This is a genomic window from Pseudomonas sp. URMO17WK12:I6 (assembly GCF_003253625.1).
Classification (GTDB): Bacteria; Pseudomonadota; Gammaproteobacteria; order Pseudomonadales; family Pseudomonadaceae; genus Aquipseudomonas.
On the sequence record NZ_QKYZ01000001.1, the window covers coordinates 198,562 to 220,793 of the forward strand.

Consider the following 22,232-nt stretch of genomic DNA (forward strand, 5'->3'; position numbering starts at 1 on the left):
CACTGCCGCGCTTTTTTTTGATCCCAAGACTTACTGTGTCTTGGTTTCAGTCGCCACCGGGGCCTTCGCAGCGGTACTCACCACTGGTTTCTTCACTGGTTCAGCCTTTTTCGCCGTTGCCTTGGCCGGAGCCTTTTTGGCCTCGGTTTTGGCAGCAGGCTTTTTCACTGGCGCTTTGGCCGGTGCTTTCTTCACCGGCTCGGCTTGCGCCGGCACCACTGGCTTCGGTGCCTCAACCGGTGCAGGTGCCGGGGCCGGCGCAGCAACTGGCGCGGGTGCCGGAGCAACGGGGGCCACGGGTTCTGGCGCCTTGGCCGGAGCCTTGTCGGAGCCACCACCAAACATCCGCGAGAAGAAGCCAGGCTTGGTCTCTTCAGCTTTCGCTTCAACCTTCGCAGGTTCTGCCTTGTCGGCCGCTTTATCGGACGAACCACCGAACATGTTGCTGAAGAAGTTGCCTTTCTTCGCCACTGCCGCGCCTGCCGCCGCAGCGGTCGCTGCCGGCACAACTTTCGCCGGTTCAAACGATTTGCCCGCTGCCAGGTCTTCCAGCTGACTGGCTGCACGCTGACCGGTGCGCAAGGCGCCTTCCAGGGTGCCTGGGTACAAGGTGTCAGTGTGTTCGCCGGCAAAGGCTACACGTTGCAGCGGACGCTCCCACAGGCGCCAGTATTTGCTGATCTGCCCCGGACCGAAGGCCAGGTAAGCGCCGCCCATCGATGGGTCAGTGCTGTAGCGGCGGATTTCATAACCGGTGAACGAACCGCGTGCCTGTGGATAAAAGGCGTGCAGACGAATCAGCACCTGATCGGCCATTTGCTTGTCGCCAAAGGCCTGCATCACCCGCGCGTTGTCGCCGGAAATGTTGATCACCACGTTGGCGCCGCCCTTCAAGGCCGGCTCGATCCACAACATGCCCAGACCGGCGTTGCTGTAGATCTCGCCAGACATGCGCGCCTTGCTTTCCCACACTGGCGTCTTGAACTTCAGCATGATCTGGTCACGCCAGCCGTAGTTGGTGCCCTTGATGGCGCCCATGTGCTGGGCGTCCAGCGCCGGAGTCATCTGGATCTTGCTCAGTGCGCGCAACGGCACGGCCAGCACGACGTAGTCCGCCTGATAGCCAACGCTGCCGACCTTGACACTCACGCCATCCTTGTCCTGGGTAATGGACGAAACCGGGGAACTGGTCTTGATGGTTTTCAGTTGCTTGACGAAGGCCTGGGCCAACACCGGACTGCCGCCGGGCAGGCGCGAGGCGCGCAGATCACGGTCAGCAATGCCACGGTAGACGCGGCTTTGTTGGGCAAAATACAGCAGCGACAGGCGCGAAGGTTCGTCGTAACGGGTACGAATCTCCTGATTCACCAACTGACGCGCAGTGGCTGGCAGATTCAGGCGATCGAGCCAGTTGGCCACGTTGATCTGGTCCAGGGCGAACAGCGTGCTGTTGGCGGCCGGGTTTTGCGGGTCTTCGATCGAGCGCGCCAGGTCATCCAGAGTCTTTTCGTAGCGTTTCAGCGCGTCGCTGGTGGCCGGCTGTTTAGTCGCCAGATCGGCGGCGCTGAAGTATTCACCGTCGATCAGGTAACCCGGGGTCCGCACGAACTCGGGGGCTGGCGTGGTGCTCAGCTTGAACGTCGAGATGTACTTGTTCAAAACCGGTTGGGTCTTGTCGTTGCCGATCCACTCGCTGGTGGCCATGCCGGAACGACCGCCCAGGGTCGGTTTGGCTTCCAGCAAGGTGACCTGCCAGCCTTTGCTCTGCAGTTCGTACGCCGCGGTGAGGCCCGAAAGCCCGCCGCCGACCACGATCGCTGTTTTATCCTTGGCCAGCGCCGAAACGCTGAACAGTCCTAACATCACCAGCGCACAGGCGCGCAGCCAACCAGCAGACATTCAGAGAACTCCGGAAATACACGAGGAAATAGCGGTTTTACGAGTCAGACGACTCAAAGAGCCGCGAAGAATACGTCAGCCATCAAAACGCCGCCAGCGACGTCTATCGTCCTATACAAAGTAGCTCAATCGACACAATGGGTTGTCCCCGTGACGCGCATTGCATAGGCTTGCGCGATTGTTTACCCGCCTACGTCACGGGTAGCCTCGAGGAGACAGAAAATGGGCCTGAATAAACAGTGGATGGAACGCGATCTCGCCGTGTTATGGCATCCCTGCACCCAGATGAAAGACCACGAACAGCTGCCGCTGATCCCGATCAAGCGCGGTGAAGGCGTATGGCTGGAAGACTTCGAAGGCAAACGCTACCTCGACGCCGTCAGCTCCTGGTGGGTCAATGTGTTCGGCCACGCCAACCCGCGGATCAACCAGCGCATCAAGGATCAGGTCGATCAGCTGGAACACGTGATCCTCGCCGGTTTCAGCCATCAGCCGGTGATCGAGCTGTCCGAGCGTCTGGTGAAGATGACGCCCGAAGGCCTGACCCGGTGCTTCTACGCCGATAACGGTTCGTCGTGCATCGAAGTCGCGCTGAAAATGAGCTTTCACTACTGGCTCAACCGCGGCCAGCCGAACAAGAAACGCTTCGTCACCCTCACCAACGGCTACCACGGCGAGACCATGGCGGCGATGGCAGTGGGCGACGTGCCGCTGTTTACCGAAACCTACAAAGCCCTGCTGATGGACACCATCAAGGTGCCGAGCCCCGATTGCTACCTGCGCCCCGAGGGCATGAGCTGGGAAGAACACTCACGCAACATGTTCGCCGCCATGGAGCAGACCCTGGCCGACAACCACGATACCGTGGCCGCCGTGATTCTGGAGCCGCTGATTCAGGGCGCCGGCGGCATGCGCATGTATCACCCGGTGTACCTCAAGCTGCTGCGCGACGCCTGTGATCGTTATGGCGTGCACCTGATCCACGATGAAATCGCCGTCGGCTTCGGTCGTACCGGCACAATGTTCGCCTGCGAACAGGCTGGTATCCGCCCGGACTTCCTCTGCCTGTCCAAGGCCCTGACTGGCGGTTACCTGCCGTTGGCGGCCTGCCTGACCACCGATGAGGTCTACAGCGCGTTCTACGACGACTACCCGACCCTGCGCGCCTTCCTGCATTCCCACAGCTATACCGGCAATCCACTGGCCTGCGCGGCGGCATTGGCGACGCTGGATATCTTCGAAGAAGACAACGTCATCGAGAACAACAAGGCCCTGGCCCAGCGCATGGCCTCCTCCACCGCGCACCTGGCCGATCACCCGAACGTCTCTGAAGTGCGCCAGACCGGCATGGTGCTGGCGATCGAGATGGTCAAGGACAAGGCCAGCAAGACCGCTTACCCGTGGCAGGAACGTCGCGGTTTGACCGTGTTCCAGCATGCACTGCAACGAGGTGCTTTACTGAGGCCGTTGGGCAGCGTGGTGTATTTCCTGCCGCCTTACGTGATTACCCCGGAGCAGATCGATTTTCTGGCCGAAGTGGCCAGCGAAGGCATCGACATCGCCACCCGTGACAGCGTCAGCGTGGCGGTACCGAAGGACTTTCATCCGGGCTATCGCGATCCGGGCTAGCTGCCACTGAGTAGTAACCCTGTGGCGAGGGAGCTTGCTCCCGCTGGGCTGAGTAGCAACCCCAAAACCTGGCACTGAGGAGTGTCAGGCAAACCTTGCGACCGCTTCGCGCTCGAACGGGAGCAAGCTCCCTCGCCACAAAAGCAACTCGATCCGAACTTACCGTAGAGACCCAAGATGAGACTGTCCCGCTTCTTTATCGACGCCCCTTTGAGCACCGGCGAACACGAGCTGCCCGAAGCCCAGGCGCATTACATCAGCCGTGTGCTGCGCATGGCCGAGGGTGATGCGGTGCAGCTGTTCGACGGCTCGGGCCACGAGTTTCGCGGCACGCTGGTGGAAGTCGGCAAGAAGCGCGTGGTGGTGCAAATCGATGAAAGCTTTACCGGTCAGGTCGAGTCGTCGCTGGCGGTCCATCTCGGCCAGGGTTTGTCCCGTGGCGAGCGGATGGACTGGGCGATTCAAAAAGCCACCGAACTGGGCGTCACCGAAATCACCCCGATTTTCACCGACCGCTGCGAAGTCCGCCTCAAGGACGAACGCGCCGACAAACGCCTGATGCACTGGCGTCAGGTGGCGATCAGCGCCTGCGAGCAGTGTGGGCGCTCACGGGTGCCGGTGATTCATCCGCCATTGCTGTTGGCTGACTGGTTGAAGCAGACCGCGGCCGAATTGAAACTGGTGCTGCATCCGGTGGCCGAGCCGCTGGTGAGCCACGCCAAACCTGCAAGCCTGGCGTTCCTGATCGGTCCGGAGGGCGGCTTGTCCGACGTCGAAGTCGAACAGGCCAAGGCTGGCGGTTTCCACGCCGCCCGCCTCGGCCCGCGCGTGCTGCGCACCGAAACCGCGCCGGTGGTGGCATTGGCGGTGGCCCAACAACTCTGGGGTGACTTCTAGGGACTTGTGGCGAGGGGCTTGCCCCCTCGCCACAAAAGCAGTCACAAGACGTAGAACCAAATCGCCACAAAGTGCAGCAAACTCCCGGCTATCACGAACAGATGCCAGATCCCATGGGCGTGGCGCAGACGATGGTCGAGGGCAAAAAAGATAATCCCCACGGTGTACAACACCCCGCCCGACGCCAGCAAGGTAAAGCCGACAGGGCCCAGTGCCGCCAGTAACGGCTTGACCGCCACCAGCACGATCCAGCCCATCACCGCGTAAATCACGACCGACAGAATCCGTGCTTCCGAGCGCGGTTTGATCTCTTGCAGGATACCGATCAGCGCCAGCCCCCAGACAATCCCGAACAAGGTCCAGCCCCATGGCCCGCGCAGGGTCACCAGGCAGAACGGCGTGTAACTACCGGCAATCAGCAAGTAGATCGAAAAGTGATCGACCTTCTGCATGATCGCTTTCTTGCGCCCACGCACGCTGTGGTACACGGTCGAGGCGCTGTAGAGCACCAGCAAGGTAAACGCGTAAATCGCCACACTGACGATCTTCCACGGACTGCCATCCATACTGGCGATCACCAGCAGCCACACGCCCCCGACCAATGCCGCCACCGCCCCAACCAAATGCGTCCAGGCGTTCAATCTTTCCCCGTGATACATGTGTTGCTCACCTCTACGTTCATTACCGCCGCGCGCAAGGCTCAGGCCTCAAGGTTAAAAGCGCAATGTTTCAGAACACAATGCCCCCCTACGAAAGCCATCGAGCCAAACGTTAGCCAATTGGGCACAATCGAGACATACGAATAAGAGTCTGGCCCATGTTGATCGATGAAGAGTTGACCCTGAAAAAACTCGAAGTGTTCCTGGCCTTCATGCGCACCGGCAACCTGGCCCGCGCCGCCGTCGAGTTGCAGACCAGCAACGTCAGCGTGCACCGCGCCATCCACTCCCTGGAAAGCGCCCTGCGTTGCCCGCTATTCAAGCACGAAGGGCGCAACCTGACCCCGTTGGAAAGCGCTTATGTGCTGGAAGAGCGGGCGCAGAAGCTGATTCAGGACGTGCTCGAAACCGTGCGCCTGACCCGCGAAGCCGCCGGGTTCTCCGCCGAACGCTTCAAGCTCGGCTCGCTGTATTCGCTGACGGTGAAGACTGTGCCGCAGCTGATCATGGGCCTGAAAATCCGCCGCAGCGAACTCAATATCGACCTGATCCTGGGCTCGAACATCGACCTGCTGTACAAGCTCAAGAACATGGAAGTCGACGCGATCCTGGTGTCTCTGGACGACAGCGTCAACGACCCGGACTGCGAGCAGATCCCGCTGTTTTCCGATGACATCTTCCTCGCCACCCCGGCGGACTCGCCCTTTGCCCAGCGGAGCGAAGTCGACCTGGCCGAGGTTCGCAACGAAACGTTCATCACCTTGACCCAAGGCTTCGCCACGCACCAGGACGGCATTCGAGTGTTCAAGCAGGCGGGGTTCGAGCCGAAGGTGGCGATGCAGGTCAACGACATCTTCACCCTGCTGAGCATGGTCAGCTCGGGGGTGGGTTATGCGTTGCTGCCGGGGCGGATTGCGGCGGTGTATGAGAACCGGGTGAAGCTGATTCCATTGCAGGAAAAGTACCGGTTGCAGCAGCACATTGGCGTGGTATTTCTCAAGGCCAAGGAACGTGACCCGAATTTGCTGGCGCTGTTGGCGGAGTGCCGGATGTATGCCAATCGCCAGGCTTGAAACCTTGTGGCGAGGGCGCTTGCTCCCGCTCGAGTGCTGAGCGCCCGCAAAATCAGGCCACCGGATTTACCTGATACACCTCGGTGGTAGAAGTTGGGGCTACTGCGCAGCCCAGCGGGAGCAAGCTCCCTCGCCACAAGAAGCAGTCATCCGTTAACCAACAATCCCGCGAACAACGAAGTACAGCAACGAAGGCCCAAGCAAGCATCCAAGCCCGGTATGGAACGTCGCCGTCAGCGCTCCATACGGCACCAACCGCCGATCCGTCGCCGCCAACCCGGCAGTCACACCACTCACCGTCCCGGCCAAGCCGCCAAATACCATCGCCGAGCGCGGGTTATCCAGGCCCATCCAGCGCGCCGCCACCGGCGTGCCGACCATCACCAGAATCGCCTTGATCAACCCGGTGGCAATCGACAGCGCCATCACATCGGATGAGGCCCCAATCGCAGCACCCGTCACCGGCCCGACGATGTACGTCACCGCACCCGCGCCAATGGTGGTCATGCTGATCGCATCGCGATAACCGAACACCCAGGCAATGCTCGCCCCGACAATGAACGGCAGAATCGTGCCCAGCAGCAGCGCGATGACGCCAATCATCCCGGCCTTTTTCGCTTCGGTGGCCTGCACCTCGAACGCCGTGGCAACGATGGCGAAGTCACGCAACATGGCGCCGCCCATCAAACCGATGCCGGAAAACAGTGACAGATCCGCCAGGCCTTTTTGCCCGCCGGTCATGGTGCCGCCAACCCAGGCCAGCACCAGGCCGATGACGATGGCAATCGCCGAGCCATGAATCCGCCCGAAAGTCAGGCGCTTGGACAGAATCACCGACACCCACATGATTACGCCAACAAACGCGAATGCCGTGACCAGACTGTTATTTACCAGGCCTTTCTCAATGAGTTCCCACATATCAGCGACCTCCTACTGGCGTGCCGACCGGTGTTATGTCCACCGGTTCATCGGGCAAGGGTTCGCCTTTGTGGGTTCGGCTGATCAACGCAATGGTGCAGCCGCAGAGCACCACCGAACCGATCGCCGCCAGCACCGCCACCGGGCCGCCGTGCAGGGCGGTGACCACGTTCTGTTGCGCCGCCATGGCAACAACCACCGGAATGTACATGGCGCCCCAGAAGCCGACGCCCATCTCGCAATCCTTGGTCATGCCGCCGCGTTTTTGCATCCACAACCGCGCGCAAATCAGCAGGATCATCGCGATCCCGACCCCGCCGACGTTGGATTTCACACCCAGCAACACGCCGAGCATGTCACCCATGATCACCCCTGCCAGCGTACAGATCGCCAACAGCGCCACACCGTAAATAATCATTGTTGTAGTCCTCAAAGTGCATCGTCGGAATTGTTGTTTTTGTAGTTCGCAACCTGAGTCGGTGATCTAGGGTTGGCGGCTTCCCTCCTCACGCAACAGTGCCTGCAAGGTATCGAGCCGTGCACCGTCATAGGCAATCACGGTGCCCTGCTCGAACACCCGGCGCGCCAGCCCGGTCAACACCGCACCGGGCGGCAGTTCGATCTGTAGACGCACGCCGCGCTCGTAAGCGCTTTGCACCGTACCGCGCCAATCGACGACGCGGCACATGTTGAACGCCAGGTCATCGCGCAAGGCGTCAGTGTTGATGACAGGCCGTGCGCGACTGCCGCTCAGGTAACCCAGGGTCGGCGTTTTCAATTGCACCTTGGCGAAGGCTTCGGCCAGGGTTTTCGCCGGTGTTTCCAGCAGCGGGCAATGGGACGGCACGCTGACCGCCAGACGCTTGGCCAGACCGGCGCCACGGCTGCGCGCCAGGTCGGCAACTGCTTTCATCGCCGAATCACTGCCAGCAATCACCACCTGGTTATCGGCGTTGATGTTGGCCAGGTAAACCGGCGTGTCAACACAGTGAACCTGCGCCAGCAACCCCTCCACCGTGGCCAGTTCCAGACCGATGATCGCGGTCATGCCGTAACCCTGAGGATATGCCTGCTGCATCAGCTCACCGCGCAGGCTGACCAGATGCAGTGCATCACTGAAACTCAAGGCGCCCGCAACCACCGCCGCCGGATAGGCACCGATGGACAGTCCCGCCACGTAATCCGGCGCCATGGATAACTGGCGTGCAGCGGCGACGCCGGCAATCAGCAGGCACAGCTGAACCGCCCTTGTCGACTGCAACGCCTCGGCAGAATCGAGCAGCAAGACGTCTTCGCCAAGCACCTCGCTGGCCTCGATCAGCGTTTCCCGAGGCAAGCGATGGAGCATGCCCGGCTGCTGCGCGCCCTGACCGGGGAACACCAGCAAGCTGCTCACGCTGCTTGCTCCTGCGGGTTCCACGGATCGGACACCAGGCACGCTTCATGGGCGTTCTTGAGTAGAACCCGTTGCGACGGGCCAGCCCATTCGCGCAGGGCAACAGCGCCATTGGGCGTCTGCAACTGCATGTCCACCAGACACTCGGCGCTGCCGAGAAGCATCATCAATGCCCGCGCTTGAGTACGGCTCAACGGCTGCGGTGTACGCAGGATCAAGTCGAGGTCGCTGCGCTCATGGAGCGCCGTAAAACCGCTGGCCAATTCGAACCCGGCGCTACCGCTGACACCCCACACCCAACCGCAGGCGTCGAGCATCGGCCGCAAGTGCGCCAGCGTTCGCAGGGCCGGCAGGTCGCGAGTCGACTCGACATGGCAAAGCTCTTCCGGCTGTACCCGATGAGAAATCGCAGCAGCGACCATCGACGTTGCATAACGCTGCTCACGCAAGCGCCCACGCACTCCGACCGCGATTTGACCCGGCGCGGTGATCGCGCGCCGGACTACCACCGGCTGACCCGCGCTGATCGACTCGACCACCCACCCAGGCGCATCCGCCGGCAACTGCTCCGGGGTCATCCCCCAAAGCAGGTCGTGGGGCAGAAACCTGTTCACCACTGCGCTCTCAGCAACTGGCGAACCTTGCTCGACGCGGCGCGGTTACTCGCCCCCTGGCGGCGGCTCAGATCGCGACCGTTGGCAGCGACATCGCCAATCGCCTGGCTCAGGCACTCCGTCACGCGAGCCAGATCCGCCGTCGTCGGCTGCTCGATCTGATCCACCGACAAGGTTTCCCAGAGCAACCCCAGGCTGGCATAGCTGTCGATGTCATAGGCCATCGGCGGCACGCTGGCGGCCAACGCCTCCAGCTCTTCGACGCTGCGCAACGTCACCCGCGCCGCCGACGCCTTGCCCATCGCATGCACCATCACCCCCGGATCGCGCAACGCGATCAGCCGGTTGGCCTGATACCCGTGAGCCAGAAACGCCCCGGACATCGCCTTGCCCACCAGCAAACCGATCACCGCATGCCCGGCCAGTCGAGCGCGGGCATAACTGTCCGCCGCACCGGCCAGGGCTTGATGAATGCCAAGGGCTTCTTCGCGCCGACCGTAAGCCTGGCTCGGCACATCGACGACGGCGATCAACGCCCGTTTGTGCGGTGTATCCCGATCGGCTTCGATCACCTCATCCACCGCTTTGGCCAGCCCCCAACCTTCCAGCAGACCAACCTCGCCATTGCGGGCGCGGACGAAGCGGTTGTCGGGGTCGGCCACCACCGCAATAAACCGCACGGGCTGATCGCCCAGTACACCGTCGGCGACTTTCAACGAAGCCGGCAAACCCTCGACCGATTTCGCGCCAGCGCGCAAGGCGTTGAACCAGTTCAGGCCTCTCAGGGAATACGAACTCATGAGCGCTCTCCTTGATACAGATCGCGAACCACTGACGGCTCGATTTGCGGTTCGGCGTCCAGACGGGCCAGCCGTTGCAAGAACCACTCGGCCTGACGGCTGCGTTGTTGACTCGGCAAACCTTGCTTGAACAATTCGCCGACCTGCTGCTGAATCTGCGCCACGTCGTCAGCGACGTAGCGATCCACCAAGCCACTGGCGAAGCGTTGCTCGCCGCCGGTCAGGCTCCAGATAAACGGGCGATCACGGGAGTCGTATTCCTCAAGCCCGGCTTCCTGCTCGATCACCTGCGGGCCGTTGAGGCCAAGGCGTGCTTCCTGAGTCACCAGCAAATAACTGCACAACCCGGCGGCAATCGACATCCCACCAAAACAGCCGACGCTACCGGCGACCACGCCGATTACCGGTTGGTACTGGCGCAGATCGACGATCGCCGCATGAATATCGGCAATCGCCGCCAGCCCGAGATTGGCTTCCTGCAAACGCACGCCGCCGGTTTCCAGCAGCAACACGGCACGGGTGGGAATGCCTTTGCGGTTGTCCTCGGCGGCCAGTTCCAGCGCACCGGCAATCTTCGCCCCGCCGACTTCACCCAGGCTGCCGCCCTGAAACGCGCCTTCGATGGCCGCGATCACCACCGGCAAACCGCCAATGCTGCCCTTGGCGATCACCACGCCGTCATCGGCTTGCGGCACCACGCCCTGGCGCGACAGCCATGGCGACATGACGCGCTGAAACGGGTCGAGCAATTCGCGGAAGGTGCCAACGTCGAGCAAAGCCTTGGCGCGTTGCCGCGCACCGAGTTCGACGAAGCTGTGTTTATTCAACAAGGCTGCGCTGTCAGTCATGACCGATCTCCTCAAAGCCCTGTTCCAGACGCAAGCGCACTACGCCGGGGGTGGCGCCGAAATCGTGGATATCGATCGCCATCGCGGGCGGTGTCTGGCCATCGAACATCCGTGCGAACAGATGCTGCCAGCGTTGTTCGCTGCCATTGACCGAGGTCTGCACCTGGATCGTCAACTTGCCCGCCAGCCCTGGTTCGATCAGCACTTCCAGATCGCCCGAGCCCACACAGCCCACCAGCGCCCTGCCCCGTGGCGGCTGCCCGGCGGGGAATTCAAAGGATAAGGTTTCCATCAAAACGCTCCCTGGGAGATGCCGTCGCGCGACTCAATGCGGTCGATGAACAGGCAGGCTGCGAGCAAGTCCGCAGCGCCACCGGGCGAGGCATTCAACGCGATTAATTGTTGGTCCAGCTCATGCAAACGGCGGCGACCGGCGAGGCTGGCGCTGCCGCCGGCATCGAGCACGGCTTGAGCGCCGAGTTGCATGGTGTGCAGGCCGGTTTCGCCGGCGCGGTAGAGCACGCAGGTGTCGGCCAGTGTCGTCATGATCGCCAGCAAGGCGTCGAGCCGGGCGTTCTGTTCGGCATGGCCTGCGTCGCGGCTGCGTTTGAGTTGCGGCAGTGCGCGTTGAATCACCGCCGGGAAACCGAGCTGTGCTTCTTCACGGGCACCGCGTGCGCCGTAACGCTGTGCGACTTGCGCGCCGTGGCTGAGCGAACGCGGGGCGTAACGGTCGTCGAGAAGGGCCAGGCGCGCAGCGCGCAAGGTGATGGCGCTTGCGGCACTGGACTCAGGTTCCAGCGCAACGGCCGTGACCAGAAGCCCCAAGGCCCAGATCGCCCCACGATGGGTGTTCACACCGCCCGTAGTAGCGAGCATCACTTGCTCGCCTTCACGACCAATGCACCCGACAGCTTCACGCAGGGGCAGGCCGACTTCACCGAACTCGATGGCCGCGTCCGCCATTGCCTTGAACGCCGGCCACAGGGACAACGCCGAAGCGTGCATCAGCCCGAGGTGCAAATCGGTGTGCGCACCATTGCCGCGACGGTCCACCAGCGCCGGTTTCGGCGACAGGTCCGCTTCGTCGATCAGCGCGTCCACCGCCAGGTCCGCCAGCCGTTCGGGCATCGACAAGGGCTGGGTTAACGTTTTCGGTTGCAGGTTGAATGCGTGCATTACCAGCTCCTGAACTTGGCGGGCGGGTTGTAGAGGCCACCGGACCATTCCACCAGATCGGCCACGCTTTTCGCTGCGAGCAGTTCGCGAGTGGCGTCGGTGCGGCGGATGCCGAGGTCTTCGGGCAAGGCGATCAGGCCTTCGCGGCGCATGCGCGCGGTGTCTTTGGGGTTGTGGCGCAAGCCGATGGCGGTCACCCCGGCGACAGCAGCGATCATCGCCTGGCGCTCTTCGAGGGAGCGAGCCTTGTACAAGTAGGCAATGCCTTCTTCGGTGAGCAGATGGGTGACGTCGTCGCCATAGATCATGATCGGCGCCAGCGGCATGCCGCTTTTCTTCGCCACCTCCACCGCGTCGAGGGTTTCGACGAAGGTCGGTTTGCCGCCCTCCTGGAAGGTCTCGACCATCTGCACCACGAGTTTCTTGCCGCGCTCGAGCATCGGCTCGGCCGCGTCGGTGTGGCGCATGTCGAGCCAGGCTGGCGTGCCGTGACGACGCCCGCGCGGGTCGTGCCCCATGTTCGGCGCACCACCGAAACCGGCCAGGCGACCGCGAGTCACTGTCGAAGAATGACCATCGCCATCGACTTGCAGGGTCGCGCCGATGAACAGGTCCACCGCGTATTGCCCGGCGAGCTGACTGAACATCCGGTTGGAGCGCAAGGAGCCATCGCGACCGGTGAAGAACACGTCAGGCCGGGCGGCGATGTAGTTTTCCATGCCCAGTTCGGTGCCGAAGCAATGCACGCTTTCGACCCAGCCACTTTCGATGGCCGGGATTAGGGTTGGATGCGGATTGAGCGTCCAGTTGCGGCAGATCTTGCCCTTGAGGCCGAGGGACTCGCCGTAAGTCGGCAGGATCAATTCGATGGCGGCGGTGTTGAAGCCGATGCCGTGGTTCAGCGACTGGACGTTGTGTTTTTCGTAGATCCCACGGATCGCCATCATCGCCATCAACACATGCACAGGCTTGATGTGGCGTGGGTCGCGGGTGAACAACGGTTCGATGTAGAACGGCTTGTCCGCCACCACCACGAAATCGACCCAGGACGCGGGGATATCCACGCGCGGCAACTCGCTGACATCGTCCACCAGTTGATTGACCTGGACGATGACGATGCCGTCGCTGAACGCCGCCGGTTCAATCAATGCGGGCGTGTCTTCGGTGCTTGGGCCGGTGTAGATGTTGCCCGCACGGTCGGCCATGAAACCGGCCGAGAGCACGACGTTGGGGATCAGGTCCACCACCAGCCGCGCATAGAGCTCGATGTAGGTGTGGATCGCGCCGATTTCCAGCAAACCGTCTTCGAGCAACTGGCTGATGCGCAGGCTCTGGGTGCCGGCGAACGAGAAGTCGAGCTTGCGGGCAATGCCGCGCTCAAACAGATCCAGGTGCTCGGAGCGCCCGACGCTGGGCATGATCATGTGCAAGTCATGCAGCTTGCCCGGATCGGCCTTGGCCAGGGAGCGGGAAAGGAAATCCGCCTGCTTCTGGTTATTGCCCTCCAGCACCACACGGTCGCCGGGCAAGATCAACGCCTCCAGCGCCGCCACGATCTTGTCGGTGGGCAACACCACACCATCGGCAAGCCCCTTCACCAATTCGAGACGCCGCTGCTTTTCGCTGCGCCGCCGCGTCCATCGCGAGTCGGGGGATATTGTTGTTGTCATGACCACTCCACGGGTTCGCTGTCGTGGGAGTCACCTTAGGAGTGTTGGGTGGGGGGCATCAATCAAGCAGAGAGACGGATCGTTACGCTGACCGTAATGATCGAACACCGCCCCGATCAGGTCCGCGATGAACTGAAGGACGCCATCTGTTCCTGCACTCGAATCAGAAGCTGTTCAGCACTTTCCAACAACTGCGCCAACAGCGCCGGATCTTCATCCATATAGCCTTCGTACTCCGCCAGGTTTCGTCGCTCATGACACAGGGCGAATAGCCGAACCTGTACTTTGCCAATATCAGCGGTATGAACCAGGCACTGAAACACCAGATAGCGTTTGTCTGAACGGTAGCCGCACAAACGAAGAGCCGTCAGTGCAAGGGCATGGGCAGCGTTGTATGCCAGGTCGAAACGACTCGCGAAGGAAAGTGAAGACGTTTGGGCGTCCTTCAATCGATCCACAGCCGAACGCATCAGCCCTTCGCATTCCTTGCGATCCGGCGGCTCAGCTTTCAGTCCACCACTACGTAACAGGTTTTCCAGGTTCTCGTTGCTGCCCATCCTTGGACTCCAAAGGGTTTCCCCCCATCAGATTGATCTTGTCCTGCTGCGCTACCCGCACGACAAAACTATTTTCAGCCGCCAGTTTTGCGGCCCAGTCGTCGGGGGTGTAGAGCGTCGGGTTGAGGACGCGGCCCAACTGCTCCTCCATTGGTATAAGCCGCTCCATCACTTCACTGTAGTGCAGGCCCTCGCCGATCAGCATGAGATCAATGTCACTGGATGCGTTTGCCTGATCCTTGGCGATAGAGCCGTACACAAATGCCCAGGTGATCTGTTCGGCAAAGGGTTGAAGCGCCTGACGCAGAGGCTCTGTAATACCAAAGGTTTTGCGGGCAATGCCCAGCAGTTCGGCATAGATCGGGCAGTCGGGATTGGCTTGATAGTGGGTCTGGTTGCCCTGACGGGTCATGGTCAGCACGCCTGCCCGCTGCAACCGATCCAGCTCGCGCATGAGGCTGCCTTTACCCACTTGAGCCCAGCGGGCGATCTCGTTGGCGTAAAAACTTCGGTCGGGTTTACCAAACAGCAGGCCGAGCACTTTTTGCTGGGTGGTGGTGAACAAGGCTTCGCTCAATGACAGGTTTTTCACGGCAACGACCGATAAGTCCCAAAAAAGGAACGATAGGTCCCTTTTTGGGAATCTTCAACCTAATGCAGAAACCTTTGTGGCAAGGGGGCTTGCCCCCGTTGGGTTGCGAAGCAGTCGTAAAACCATTGTTCTCGGTGTACCTGATACACCTCGGTTGCAGGTTTTGGGGCTACTTCGCAACCCAACGGGGGCAAGCCCCCTCGCCACAGGGAGGTCCGACAGCCTGGGGTTTTGTGTTTAAAAGTTTGTCGGCAGGAACGGTGAGAGGCTACACAGTCGTGCGTTGCTGCCTACAGCAATGCCGGAAGCCGCTGACTGGTGAGGTTTTGCGTTGATCTTTATCGTTTGTGTGTCGCTGACAACCTCAGCGACCGGGCCTGGAATCCCGAGGTGTTAACGAGGCAAAAGCGCCTTTCATAACGTATGCTTGCGCACCTTTAATGTGTGCACTCCGTTATGGCGGCTGTGCGCGGGAGACCTTAGTGTCTGCCGGGTTTTGTCCGTTTGCCCGGGTTCCAGCCTGCGTACAGCTGCCACCCCTTCGGCTGGAACCGAATGGAGCAGCTGAAACTCATTAAATGGAGCTTCACTATGTTCAAAGCTACTCCCAATCCCCCGGAAACCGACACTGATTCCCAAGCATCCCTCGATGCAGAAAAAATGAAGGAAGCCGCCGACCGCGCCTTCTCCCATTACTTCCCTCCGCTCCACGAAAAACCGGCCAAACGCCGCAAACTCCGCCTCTTCAGCGTCTCCCCCGACATCGACACCGAAGCCCTTCTGGCCAATGCCTCCGAAGACCTGCTGTCCATCAGCGCCATTGCTGCCGATCTCGCGGACGATGTGGAAGGCTCACGCCGCTCTGTAGCCTTGGCGCTCAGCCGTTTGGCCGATGGCGTGCAGTTGTTGGTGGAGCGGGTGCTGGATCATCATGAGTCGTTGCAGATGAAGGCTCGGGCCGGGGTTTAACGCACAACCCCCTGTGGCGAGGGAGCTTGCTCCCGTTCGGCTGCGAAGCAGTCGTAAAACCATTGTGCTTGGTGTACCTGACACACATCGATGACAGGTTTTGGGGCCGCTTCGCGACCCAGCGGGAGCAAGCTCCCTCGCCACAGGGTCCGGTCAGACCAGACCCGCATTCACAAGCAGGTCTTCCAGCGCGAGCAAGTCAGGCACCTTGGCCACTTGCTCCCCCACCTGCACCGCCGCCTTCTCCAGCGAACACAACGGCACGTCAACATAACTCAACTGACTGTCGAGCTTGTAAGAACGCGGAATCCCCTGCACCAGCAGCGCAATGAACTTCAACTCAGGCCGCCCGCCGAGGGCGTTGAGGATGACGATCCGCGCCCGCTCGCCGATCACCACTTTGTTGCCACACGCCGACTCGAAACTGAGCAGTGGAATCTGCCGTTCGCGCCAGGTCACCCGCCCCAGGTACCACGGCGGTGTATCGAGATCGAAAGCCCCCGGCTGATAGTCGATGAGTTCGGCGACGGCAACGTTGGGCAGAATCAGGTTGCGGTCGGCCAGGGGCAGCAGCAACCCCGTAAGGTTGCTGGAGCGGTGCTCATGCATGGGTTTTGCTCCAACGGGCGATGCTGTCGAGCAGCACCGATTCCTGATACGGCTTGCCGAGGTAGTCGTTGACGCCGATGGCCATGGCGCGGTCGCGGTGTTTCTGGCCGGTGCGGGAGGTGATCATGATGATCGGCAGATGCTGCAAGCGCTCGTCGGCGCGCACTTGGGTGGCCACTTCAAAGCCATCCATGCGCGGCATTTCGATGTCCAACAGCATCAGATCGGGCATGTGTTCTTCCAGCAGTAGCATGGCGTCGACACCGTCCTTGGCGGTCAGTACGTTCATGCCGTGGCGCTCCAGCAGACGGCTGGTGACCTTGCGCACGGTGACCGAATCATCGACCACCAGCACCAGCAACGGCCGTTGCGCCTCGGGCTCGACGTCCTGTGTCACCGGTCGTTGCGGCACCTGCGCTTGCATCGCGCGGATCGGCGCCAGCAAGTCGAGAATCAGCACCACCCGACCATCGCCGAGAATCGTCGCACCGGACAAACCCTGCACTGCGGCAAATTGCGGGCCGAGGCTTTTGACCACGATTTCCCGGGTGCCGGCCATGGCGTCCACCTGCACCGCAACGTGCCGTTCGTTGCACTGCACCAGCAATACCGGCAACGGCAGGCTCTGGCCCAGCAGTTTCGGGCGGGTACTGGTTTTCAGCAGATCGCCGAGGTAGCACAGCTCATAGCGTTGCCCGGCGTATTCGTAGCTCGGTGGATCGAGCCGGTAATGCCCTTCGAGTTCGTTGGGCAGCACGCGAACGATGCCGTCGATGGTGTTCAGCGGGATCGCATATTGATCCTCCCCGCACTGCACCATCAGCGCGCGGTTGACCGACACGGTGAACGGCAGGCGAATCCGGAAATGCACACCCTGCCCCGACGTCGAGTCGATGCTCATGGTGCCGCCGAGCTGCCGGACTTCTTCGTGAACCACGTCCATGCCGACGCCACGCCCGGAGATCTGGGTGATTTTCTCGGCGGTGGAAAACCCCGGTTGCAGGATGAATTGCAGCACGTCGCGGTCGCTGATGTCGCTGTCCGGGGCGAGCAAGCCGCGCTTGATCGCCTTGCGCCGCACGGCGTCCAGCGGCACGCCGGCACCGTCGTCGCAGATGTCGAAAATGATGTCGCCACCCTCTCGCGACAAGTCGAGGGTGATCTTGCCCTGGGCCGGTTTCCCGGCCGCGATCCGTACCTCGGCCGATTCCAGCCCATGGTCGACGGCGTTGCGCAGCATGTGTTCCAGCGGCGCGGCCATGCGCTCGAGGACGTTGCGGTCCATCTCGCCTTCGGCGTTGCCAACGATGAACTCCACATCCTTGCCCAGTTCGCTGGAAACCTGACGCACGATGCGTTTCAAACGCGGCAGCATTCGCTCGAACGGCACCATGCGCGTGCGCATCAGGCCTTCCTGCAATTCGGTGTTGATGCGGCCCTGCTGTTGCAGCAGATTTTCCGCATCCTGATTGCGCCGGTCGAGGGTTTCCTTGAGGTCAAGCAGGTCGGAGGCGGACTCGAACAATGCCCGCGACAGCTGTTGCAACTGCGAGTGACGGTCCATCTCCAGCGGGTCGAACTCTTCATAACCCAGGCGTTCGGCCTCGACTTGCTGACGGCTGAGAATCCGCCCCTGGGTTTCGGTATCGAGGCGGCGCAACTGGTCGCGCATGCGCTCGATGGTGGTTTCCATTTCGCTCAGGGCCACCCGCGCATCGTTGACCTGTTGTTCGATACGGCCACGGAAGATCGAAGTCTCCCCGGCCAGGTTGACCAGGTCGTCGAGCAACTCCGCCGAGACCTTGACCGTGTCGGCGCCTTCGGGTTGCAACGCGGCTGGCTCGGCTTTGGGCGCTGCGGGCATCGCCACCGGTGTCGGTGTTTCGGGCACCGCCGGGTGGCTGAAATTCTTGATCGCCTCGATCAGCTGATCGGCCGGTGGAAGTGGCTGACCGGCGCGGGTGGCGTCGAGCATCTGCGCCAGTCGGTCATGGCTGCTTTGCAACAGCGTGAACAGCGCCGCGGTCGGTTGCAGCGCGCCAGCGGACAAGCCTTCGTAGAGGAATTCCAGCTCATGGGCCAGGTCGCCGATCGTCGCGATTTCCACCATTCGCGCGCCACCCTTGAGGGTATGCAGGTCGCGCAGCAGGGTTTCCACTTCCTGACGATTCGAAGGCTCGGCCTGCCAGCGCAACAATGCTGCGCCGGAGTTTTCGATGATGTCGAAACCTTCTTCGAGGAAGATTTCCAGAAGCTCGGGATCATGCCCCGGCGAGTCGTTGCTGGCCGCCGGTTCGATCACCTCGGCACTGCCGGCATTACCCAGACGAAACTCACGAATGGCCTCGATCAATTCGCCCGGATCGCCCAACGGACGGTTGTGCTGCAACTGTTCGAGGAACACGGCCAGTCGGTCATGGCTCTGTTGCAGCAACTGCGCCAGCGCTTCGCTGTGGCAGTAACGGCGGTCCACCAGGCCTTCATAAAGGCTTTCCAGCTCATGGGCCAGATCGCCGACCGGCTCGACCTCGGCCATCCGCGCACCGCCCTTGAGGGTGTGCAAATCGCGCTGTAAAGACAGTAGCGGCGCGGCGTTTTCCGGGTCGCTCAACCAGCGTTGCAAGGCCTGGCCGGCGCTTTCAAGGATATCCACCGCTTCCTCAAGAAAGATCGAAACGATTTCGTCGTCCAGATCCACCTCAGTCGCGGCCTGCTCCAGCTCGGCCGTGGCGCCGCCCAGTTCTCGAATACTCAGGGTGCGGCTGCCATCACTGCGAATCAGGCCCATGGCGGATGGGTCGAGACTCTCATCCAGCAAGTCGCGCAAGGCCCGCACCCGCTGCGGTTGCGCAGTGACTTCCTGGCCGGCAGCCAGTTCATCGAGCATGTTGATCAGCGCTTCGTGGGCACTTTGTGCTTCGTGGAAAAACCTGTCGCTGACCGCCAGGCTGCTTTCTTCTACAGCGCCATAGAGATCGAGCAAGGCTTCACAGAGTTCATCCACCGGATGCAGGTCGGCCAGGTGCGCGCCTTCGCCGAGGGTGGTCAATTCGTCCAGCAGCGCGCTGAGTTCCTGGCGCTCGCCGGGATGCTGCTGCCAGCGCTGCAACAGGCTTTCGGCGTCCAGCAGGATGTCCATGCCCTGGGCGAGGAAGTTGTTGATCAGTTGCGGGTCGCGTTTGATCCGCAGCCCCGTGCCGGGCGCGCTCGACAGGCTTTGCAGATGTTCGGCCAGCAATGTCCGGGTGCGTTCAATCAACGAACGGGCGCCGGGGATTTCGGCCAGCGGGTCGCTCTTGAGCTGTCGCAGCCCCAGGCGGAACAAGCCTTCGGCTTCCAGCAGCAACTCGACTTCGTCCAGGTCGAGGGCAATCCGGTGCGCCTTGTACTCCCGGGCCAGTTGATCCAGCGACGCCGCCAGCTCGGCAATCGGCAGCACGCCGGCCATCGACGCGCTGCCCTTGAGGGTGTGCAAGGCTCGCTGCAACTCGTCACTGGCCTGCAGCGGTACGTGCTCGGCAGCCTGATCGAGGAAGCGATTGAGGCTGTTCAAATGGGTTTCGGCTTCGTTGCGGAAGATCTCCAGCAACAGCGGATCGAGCGCCGCGACATCCTGCGCGTCCTCATCGGACAGCGGCTCATCACCCTTGGCGAGGGCATGGGCGCGGGCAGCCAATTGATCGACATCGTTGCGCTGGCGCTGGGCGTTGGCGGCGAACTCGGCCACCAGTTCCGGCAGCAACTTCAGCGCGTCGCCCACCAGTTGCTGCACTGCAGGCAAAGGTGCAACGCTGTGTTCAAGCACGCGGTTGAGCAGGTTTTCCACCGCCCAGGCCAGCTCGCCCAGCACCAACGCGCGGACCATCCGGCCACTGCCCTTGAGGGTGTGGAAGGCGCGGCGTAATTCACTCAAAACCGATGTGCTGTCGGGATTGGCCGACCAGCGCGGCAGGTACTCCTGGAGGATTTCCAGAACCTCGTCGGTTTCTTCGAGGAAGACTTCCCGCAGTTCATCGTCCACCGGTTGTTCATCGGCGGGCGGCGGCAACAGACTACCGGGCATCGTCAGTGCCGGCGGGTTGACGGACGACACCGGGCTGGCCAGTACATCGGCCAACGACTGGACGGTTTCGGGGTCGTCCAGCTCCTGCATGTCCTGCATCACCAGGGCTTCACTGGGGCTGAGCACATCCTCAAGCTTCGGCACGTGCTGTTCGCTGGGGAAACAGCCGAGTGCGGCCAGGCCTTTTTCCGCAACGTCGAGCAGTTGTTCACCGGGCGCTTCGGGGTCGTCGCTGAGGCGCTCCAGGTAATACTCGATGCTGGTGATGACGTCGGCCAGGCTGTCCAGTTGCTGCCAGCCGGGCTGCCCCGGGTCCACCAATAGATGCTCGCGGATGAAACCGTTACAGGCCTCGACCAGGCTCGCCGCGCGGGCCAACGGAATCATCGCCAGCGCACCGCGCACTTGGGTCAGCAATGCCGGCAACGGTTGCAAATGCTGACGGTCCCAGTCGGCGTCGATGTAGTCGACGATCATGTCCTTGGCCTGCTGCAGGCAGATGCGCGCTTCCTTGATCACGATCTGGTGGATCTGCGTCAGGTCGGTGGTCGGCAGACGGCTGTCTTCCTGGCTTTCCGGCTCCACGGTGCCGACCATGCCGGCCAGGGTCGCTTCGACGTAGAGCAAGGCCCCGGCGACGTCCATGAGGGTCGCGTCGTTAGGTTCGCGCTGGCCCTGGGCGAGGCTCAGCACCACCGCCAGTTGATCGATGATGACCTTGCGCGGCTGGCCGAAACCGAGCACCGCCAGGGTGTCGGCGATTTGCCGCAGCGGCGCCAGCAGGCTTTCGAGGTCCGAGGTGTGCTGGCGGTCGCTGCGCACGAACAGGTCCAGGCGCTCCTTGACCCGCACCAGCTCTTCGCACAACGCCGCCAATACCGAACGCATGGCATCGCGATCAGGGCCGGCCAGCCTCGCCCGTTCTTCATCGACCATCGCACTGTCGGGTAGCGCGTCGTCCAGTGAGTAGCGATCTTTCATGGTCAGCATCTGCCCGGTGGGGTGTTCGGCCTTGGCAATATAGAACAACAAACTCTTGAGCAGCTCTGGCGGTGCCGGTTGATTGATCGCGGGCATGCCTTGCTCGAGCAGACGCTTGAGCTCTTTGTCGGCCTCCTTGAACAGGCTGCGCAACGCGGGGCTGTTGGCGATCGAGCCATTGCGCATGCCTTCGACCAGCGCCGAAGCGACGTGCCATAACGGGCTCAGCGGCGCATTGCCGCACAGCCCTTCAAGGCGTGCAAAAACCCTGGCCAGGTAAGCCAAGTGGGTTTCGTCATCCTGCTCACGCAGCAAGCCGACCAGCGCCATCTGCAGCATTTGCCGCAACTTGCGCAGCACATTCGGCAAGTCGGACGGCTCCAGCAGCGCCAGGGCCTCTTCGCTCAGGGGCGGCAGTTCCGGGAGTTGCGGGCTGAACAGGCTGGTTTCCGACAACAGGCTTTCGCCACGGGCACTGCGCAGATCGTTGATCAGCGGCAACACCACCAGCGGCAAGTCACGCCGGGCGCCCTGCACCCGGTCGAGGTAAGTCGGCAATTGTCCCAGGGCATGCAGCAGCAAACGAATGGCCTCGTCGCGATGGCTGATGCGGTTCTGCTGCAAGGCGCTGGTCAGTTGCTCGATCTCTTCGGCGAGCAGCGCCGCGCCGTAGAACTCGACCATCTGCAAACTGCCGTGCACCTGATGGACACAGGCCAGGCACTCTCTCAGCGCGTGCGTCGCCTGCGGGTCGTCGATCAGGGTTTCGATCGCCCGATGAGCCTGCTTCAGCGTTTCGGCAATCTCGCCCTTGACCCATTCGAGGGCCACATAGTCGTGCCGATCACCCATAACTACTCCAATCAAATGCATACGCCC

General features: G+C 61.8%; 19 protein-coding genes. 4 read left to right on the forward strand and 15 right to left on the reverse strand.

Going from position 1 to position 22,232, the window contains the following annotated elements; all coding sequences use genetic code 11:
• Nucleotides 1–30: 30 nt before the first annotated feature.
• Nucleotides 31–1,899 (reverse strand): flavin monoamine oxidase family protein, encoded by a 1,869-nt coding sequence (locus F475_RS00915; protein WP_111452966.1) that lies wholly within the window; start codon nt 1,897–1,899, stop codon nt 31–33.
• 222 nt (nt 1,900–2,121) lie between these two features.
• Here F475_RS00915 and F475_RS00920 point away from each other — a divergent pair, with 222 nt between their 5' ends.
• Both F475_RS00920 and F475_RS00930 read left to right on the forward strand, forming a co-directional pair.
• Nucleotides 2,122–3,528, forward strand: a complete 1,407-nt coding sequence (locus F475_RS00920; RefSeq protein ID WP_018928732.1) for an adenosylmethionine--8-amino-7-oxononanoate transaminase — start codon at nt 2,122–2,124, stop codon at nt 3,526–3,528.
• 177 nt (nt 3,529–3,705) lie between these two features.
• The gene (locus F475_RS00930) at nt 3,706–4,425 is read left to right on the forward strand and encodes a 16S rRNA (uracil(1498)-N(3))-methyltransferase (protein WP_018928731.1); all 720 of its coding nucleotides are present in this window, start codon (nt 3,706–3,708) and stop codon (nt 4,423–4,425) included.
• Between the two features lie 41 nt (nt 4,426–4,466).
• Here F475_RS00930 and F475_RS00935 read toward each other — a convergent pair whose 3' ends face one another.
• Nucleotides 4,467–5,084 (reverse strand): hemolysin III family protein, encoded by a 618-nt coding sequence (locus F475_RS00935; protein ID WP_018928730.1) that lies wholly within the window; start codon nt 5,082–5,084, stop codon nt 4,467–4,469.
• A 158-nt stretch (nt 5,085–5,242) separates the two neighbouring features.
• On the opposite strand from F475_RS00935, the gene F475_RS00940 reads away from it, so the two are divergent.
• Nucleotides 5,243–6,157, forward strand: coding sequence for a LysR substrate-binding domain-containing protein (locus tag F475_RS00940; RefSeq protein WP_018928729.1), 915 nt, complete (start codon nt 5,243–5,245; stop codon nt 6,155–6,157).
• A gap of 153 nt (nt 6,158–6,310) precedes the next feature.
• Here F475_RS00940 and madM read toward each other — a convergent pair whose 3' ends face one another.
• The 11 genes from madM to F475_RS00995 form a co-directional block, all read right to left on the reverse strand.
• Complete coding sequence (gene madM, locus F475_RS00945; RefSeq protein WP_018928728.1) at nt 6,311–7,075, reverse strand: malonate transporter subunit MadM; 765 nt, start codon at nt 7,073–7,075, stop codon at nt 6,311–6,313.
• 1 nt (nt 7,076) lies between these two features.
• The gene (gene madL, locus F475_RS00950) at nt 7,077–7,493 is read right to left on the reverse strand and encodes a malonate transporter subunit MadL (protein ID WP_018928727.1); all 417 of its coding nucleotides are present in this window, start codon (nt 7,491–7,493) and stop codon (nt 7,077–7,079) included.
• A 66-nt stretch (nt 7,494–7,559) separates the two neighbouring features.
• Complete coding sequence (mdcH, locus tag F475_RS00955) at nt 7,560–8,471, reverse strand: malonate decarboxylase subunit epsilon (protein ID WP_111452968.1); 912 nt, start codon at nt 8,469–8,471, stop codon at nt 7,560–7,562.
• Nucleotides 8,468–9,088: a malonate decarboxylase holo-ACP synthase gene (locus F475_RS00960; RefSeq protein ID WP_026286617.1), complete on the reverse strand. Its 621-nt coding sequence runs from the start codon at nt 9,086–9,088 to the stop codon at nt 8,468–8,470. The genes mdcH and F475_RS00960 overlap by 4 nt, the downstream gene beginning before the upstream one ends.
• The gene (gene mdcE / locus F475_RS00965) at nt 9,082–9,885 is read right to left on the reverse strand and encodes a biotin-independent malonate decarboxylase subunit gamma (protein WP_111452969.1); all 804 of its coding nucleotides are present in this window, start codon (nt 9,883–9,885) and stop codon (nt 9,082–9,084) included. The genes F475_RS00960 and mdcE overlap by 7 nt, the downstream gene beginning before the upstream one ends.
• Nucleotides 9,882–10,733 carry a biotin-independent malonate decarboxylase subunit beta gene (locus F475_RS00970; protein WP_111452970.1) on the reverse strand — a complete coding sequence of 284 codons (852 nt, stop codon included), beginning with the start codon at nt 10,731–10,733 and terminating at the stop codon, nt 9,882–9,884. Before F475_RS00970 ends, mdcE begins: the two co-directional genes overlap by 4 nt.
• Complete coding sequence (locus F475_RS00975; RefSeq protein ID WP_007941972.1) at nt 10,726–11,025, reverse strand: malonate decarboxylase subunit delta; 300 nt, start codon at nt 11,023–11,025, stop codon at nt 10,726–10,728. Before F475_RS00975 ends, F475_RS00970 begins: the two co-directional genes overlap by 8 nt.
• Complete coding sequence (locus F475_RS00980) at nt 11,025–11,912, reverse strand: triphosphoribosyl-dephospho-CoA synthase (RefSeq protein WP_111452971.1); 888 nt, start codon at nt 11,910–11,912, stop codon at nt 11,025–11,027. The genes F475_RS00975 and F475_RS00980 overlap by 1 nt, the downstream gene beginning before the upstream one ends.
• Entirely contained in the window at nt 11,912–13,582 is a 1,671-nt protein-coding gene (gene mdcA, locus F475_RS00985; protein WP_111452972.1) for a malonate decarboxylase subunit alpha, read from the reverse strand. Before mdcA ends, F475_RS00980 begins: the two co-directional genes overlap by 1 nt.
• A gap of 116 nt (nt 13,583–13,698) precedes the next feature.
• Nucleotides 13,699–14,139, reverse strand: a complete 441-nt coding sequence (locus tag F475_RS00990) for a hypothetical protein (protein ID WP_111452973.1) — start codon at nt 14,137–14,139, stop codon at nt 13,699–13,701.
• The gene (locus F475_RS00995; protein ID WP_111452974.1) at nt 14,102–14,731 is read right to left on the reverse strand and encodes a nucleotidyltransferase domain-containing protein; all 630 of its coding nucleotides are present in this window, start codon (nt 14,729–14,731) and stop codon (nt 14,102–14,104) included. The genes F475_RS00990 and F475_RS00995 overlap by 38 nt, the downstream gene beginning before the upstream one ends.
• A 591-nt stretch (nt 14,732–15,322) precedes the next feature.
• On the opposite strand from F475_RS00995, the gene F475_RS01000 reads away from it, so the two are divergent.
• Nucleotides 15,323–15,700: a DUF6124 family protein gene (locus tag F475_RS01000; RefSeq protein ID WP_064621365.1), complete on the forward strand. Its 378-nt coding sequence runs from the start codon at nt 15,323–15,325 to the stop codon at nt 15,698–15,700.
• A 153-nt stretch (nt 15,701–15,853) separates the two neighbouring features.
• Here F475_RS01000 and F475_RS01005 read toward each other — a convergent pair whose 3' ends face one another.
• A complete protein-coding gene (locus F475_RS01005; RefSeq protein ID WP_018928719.1) occupies nt 15,854–16,309 on the reverse strand; it encodes a chemotaxis protein CheW in 456 nt (151 codons plus the stop codon).
• Nucleotides 16,302–22,205 carry an Hpt domain-containing protein gene (locus F475_RS01010; protein WP_111452975.1) on the reverse strand — a complete coding sequence of 1,968 codons (5,904 nt, stop codon included), beginning with the start codon at nt 22,203–22,205 and terminating at the stop codon, nt 16,302–16,304. Before F475_RS01010 ends, F475_RS01005 begins: the two co-directional genes overlap by 8 nt.
• Nucleotides 22,206–22,232 lie beyond the last annotated feature (27 nt).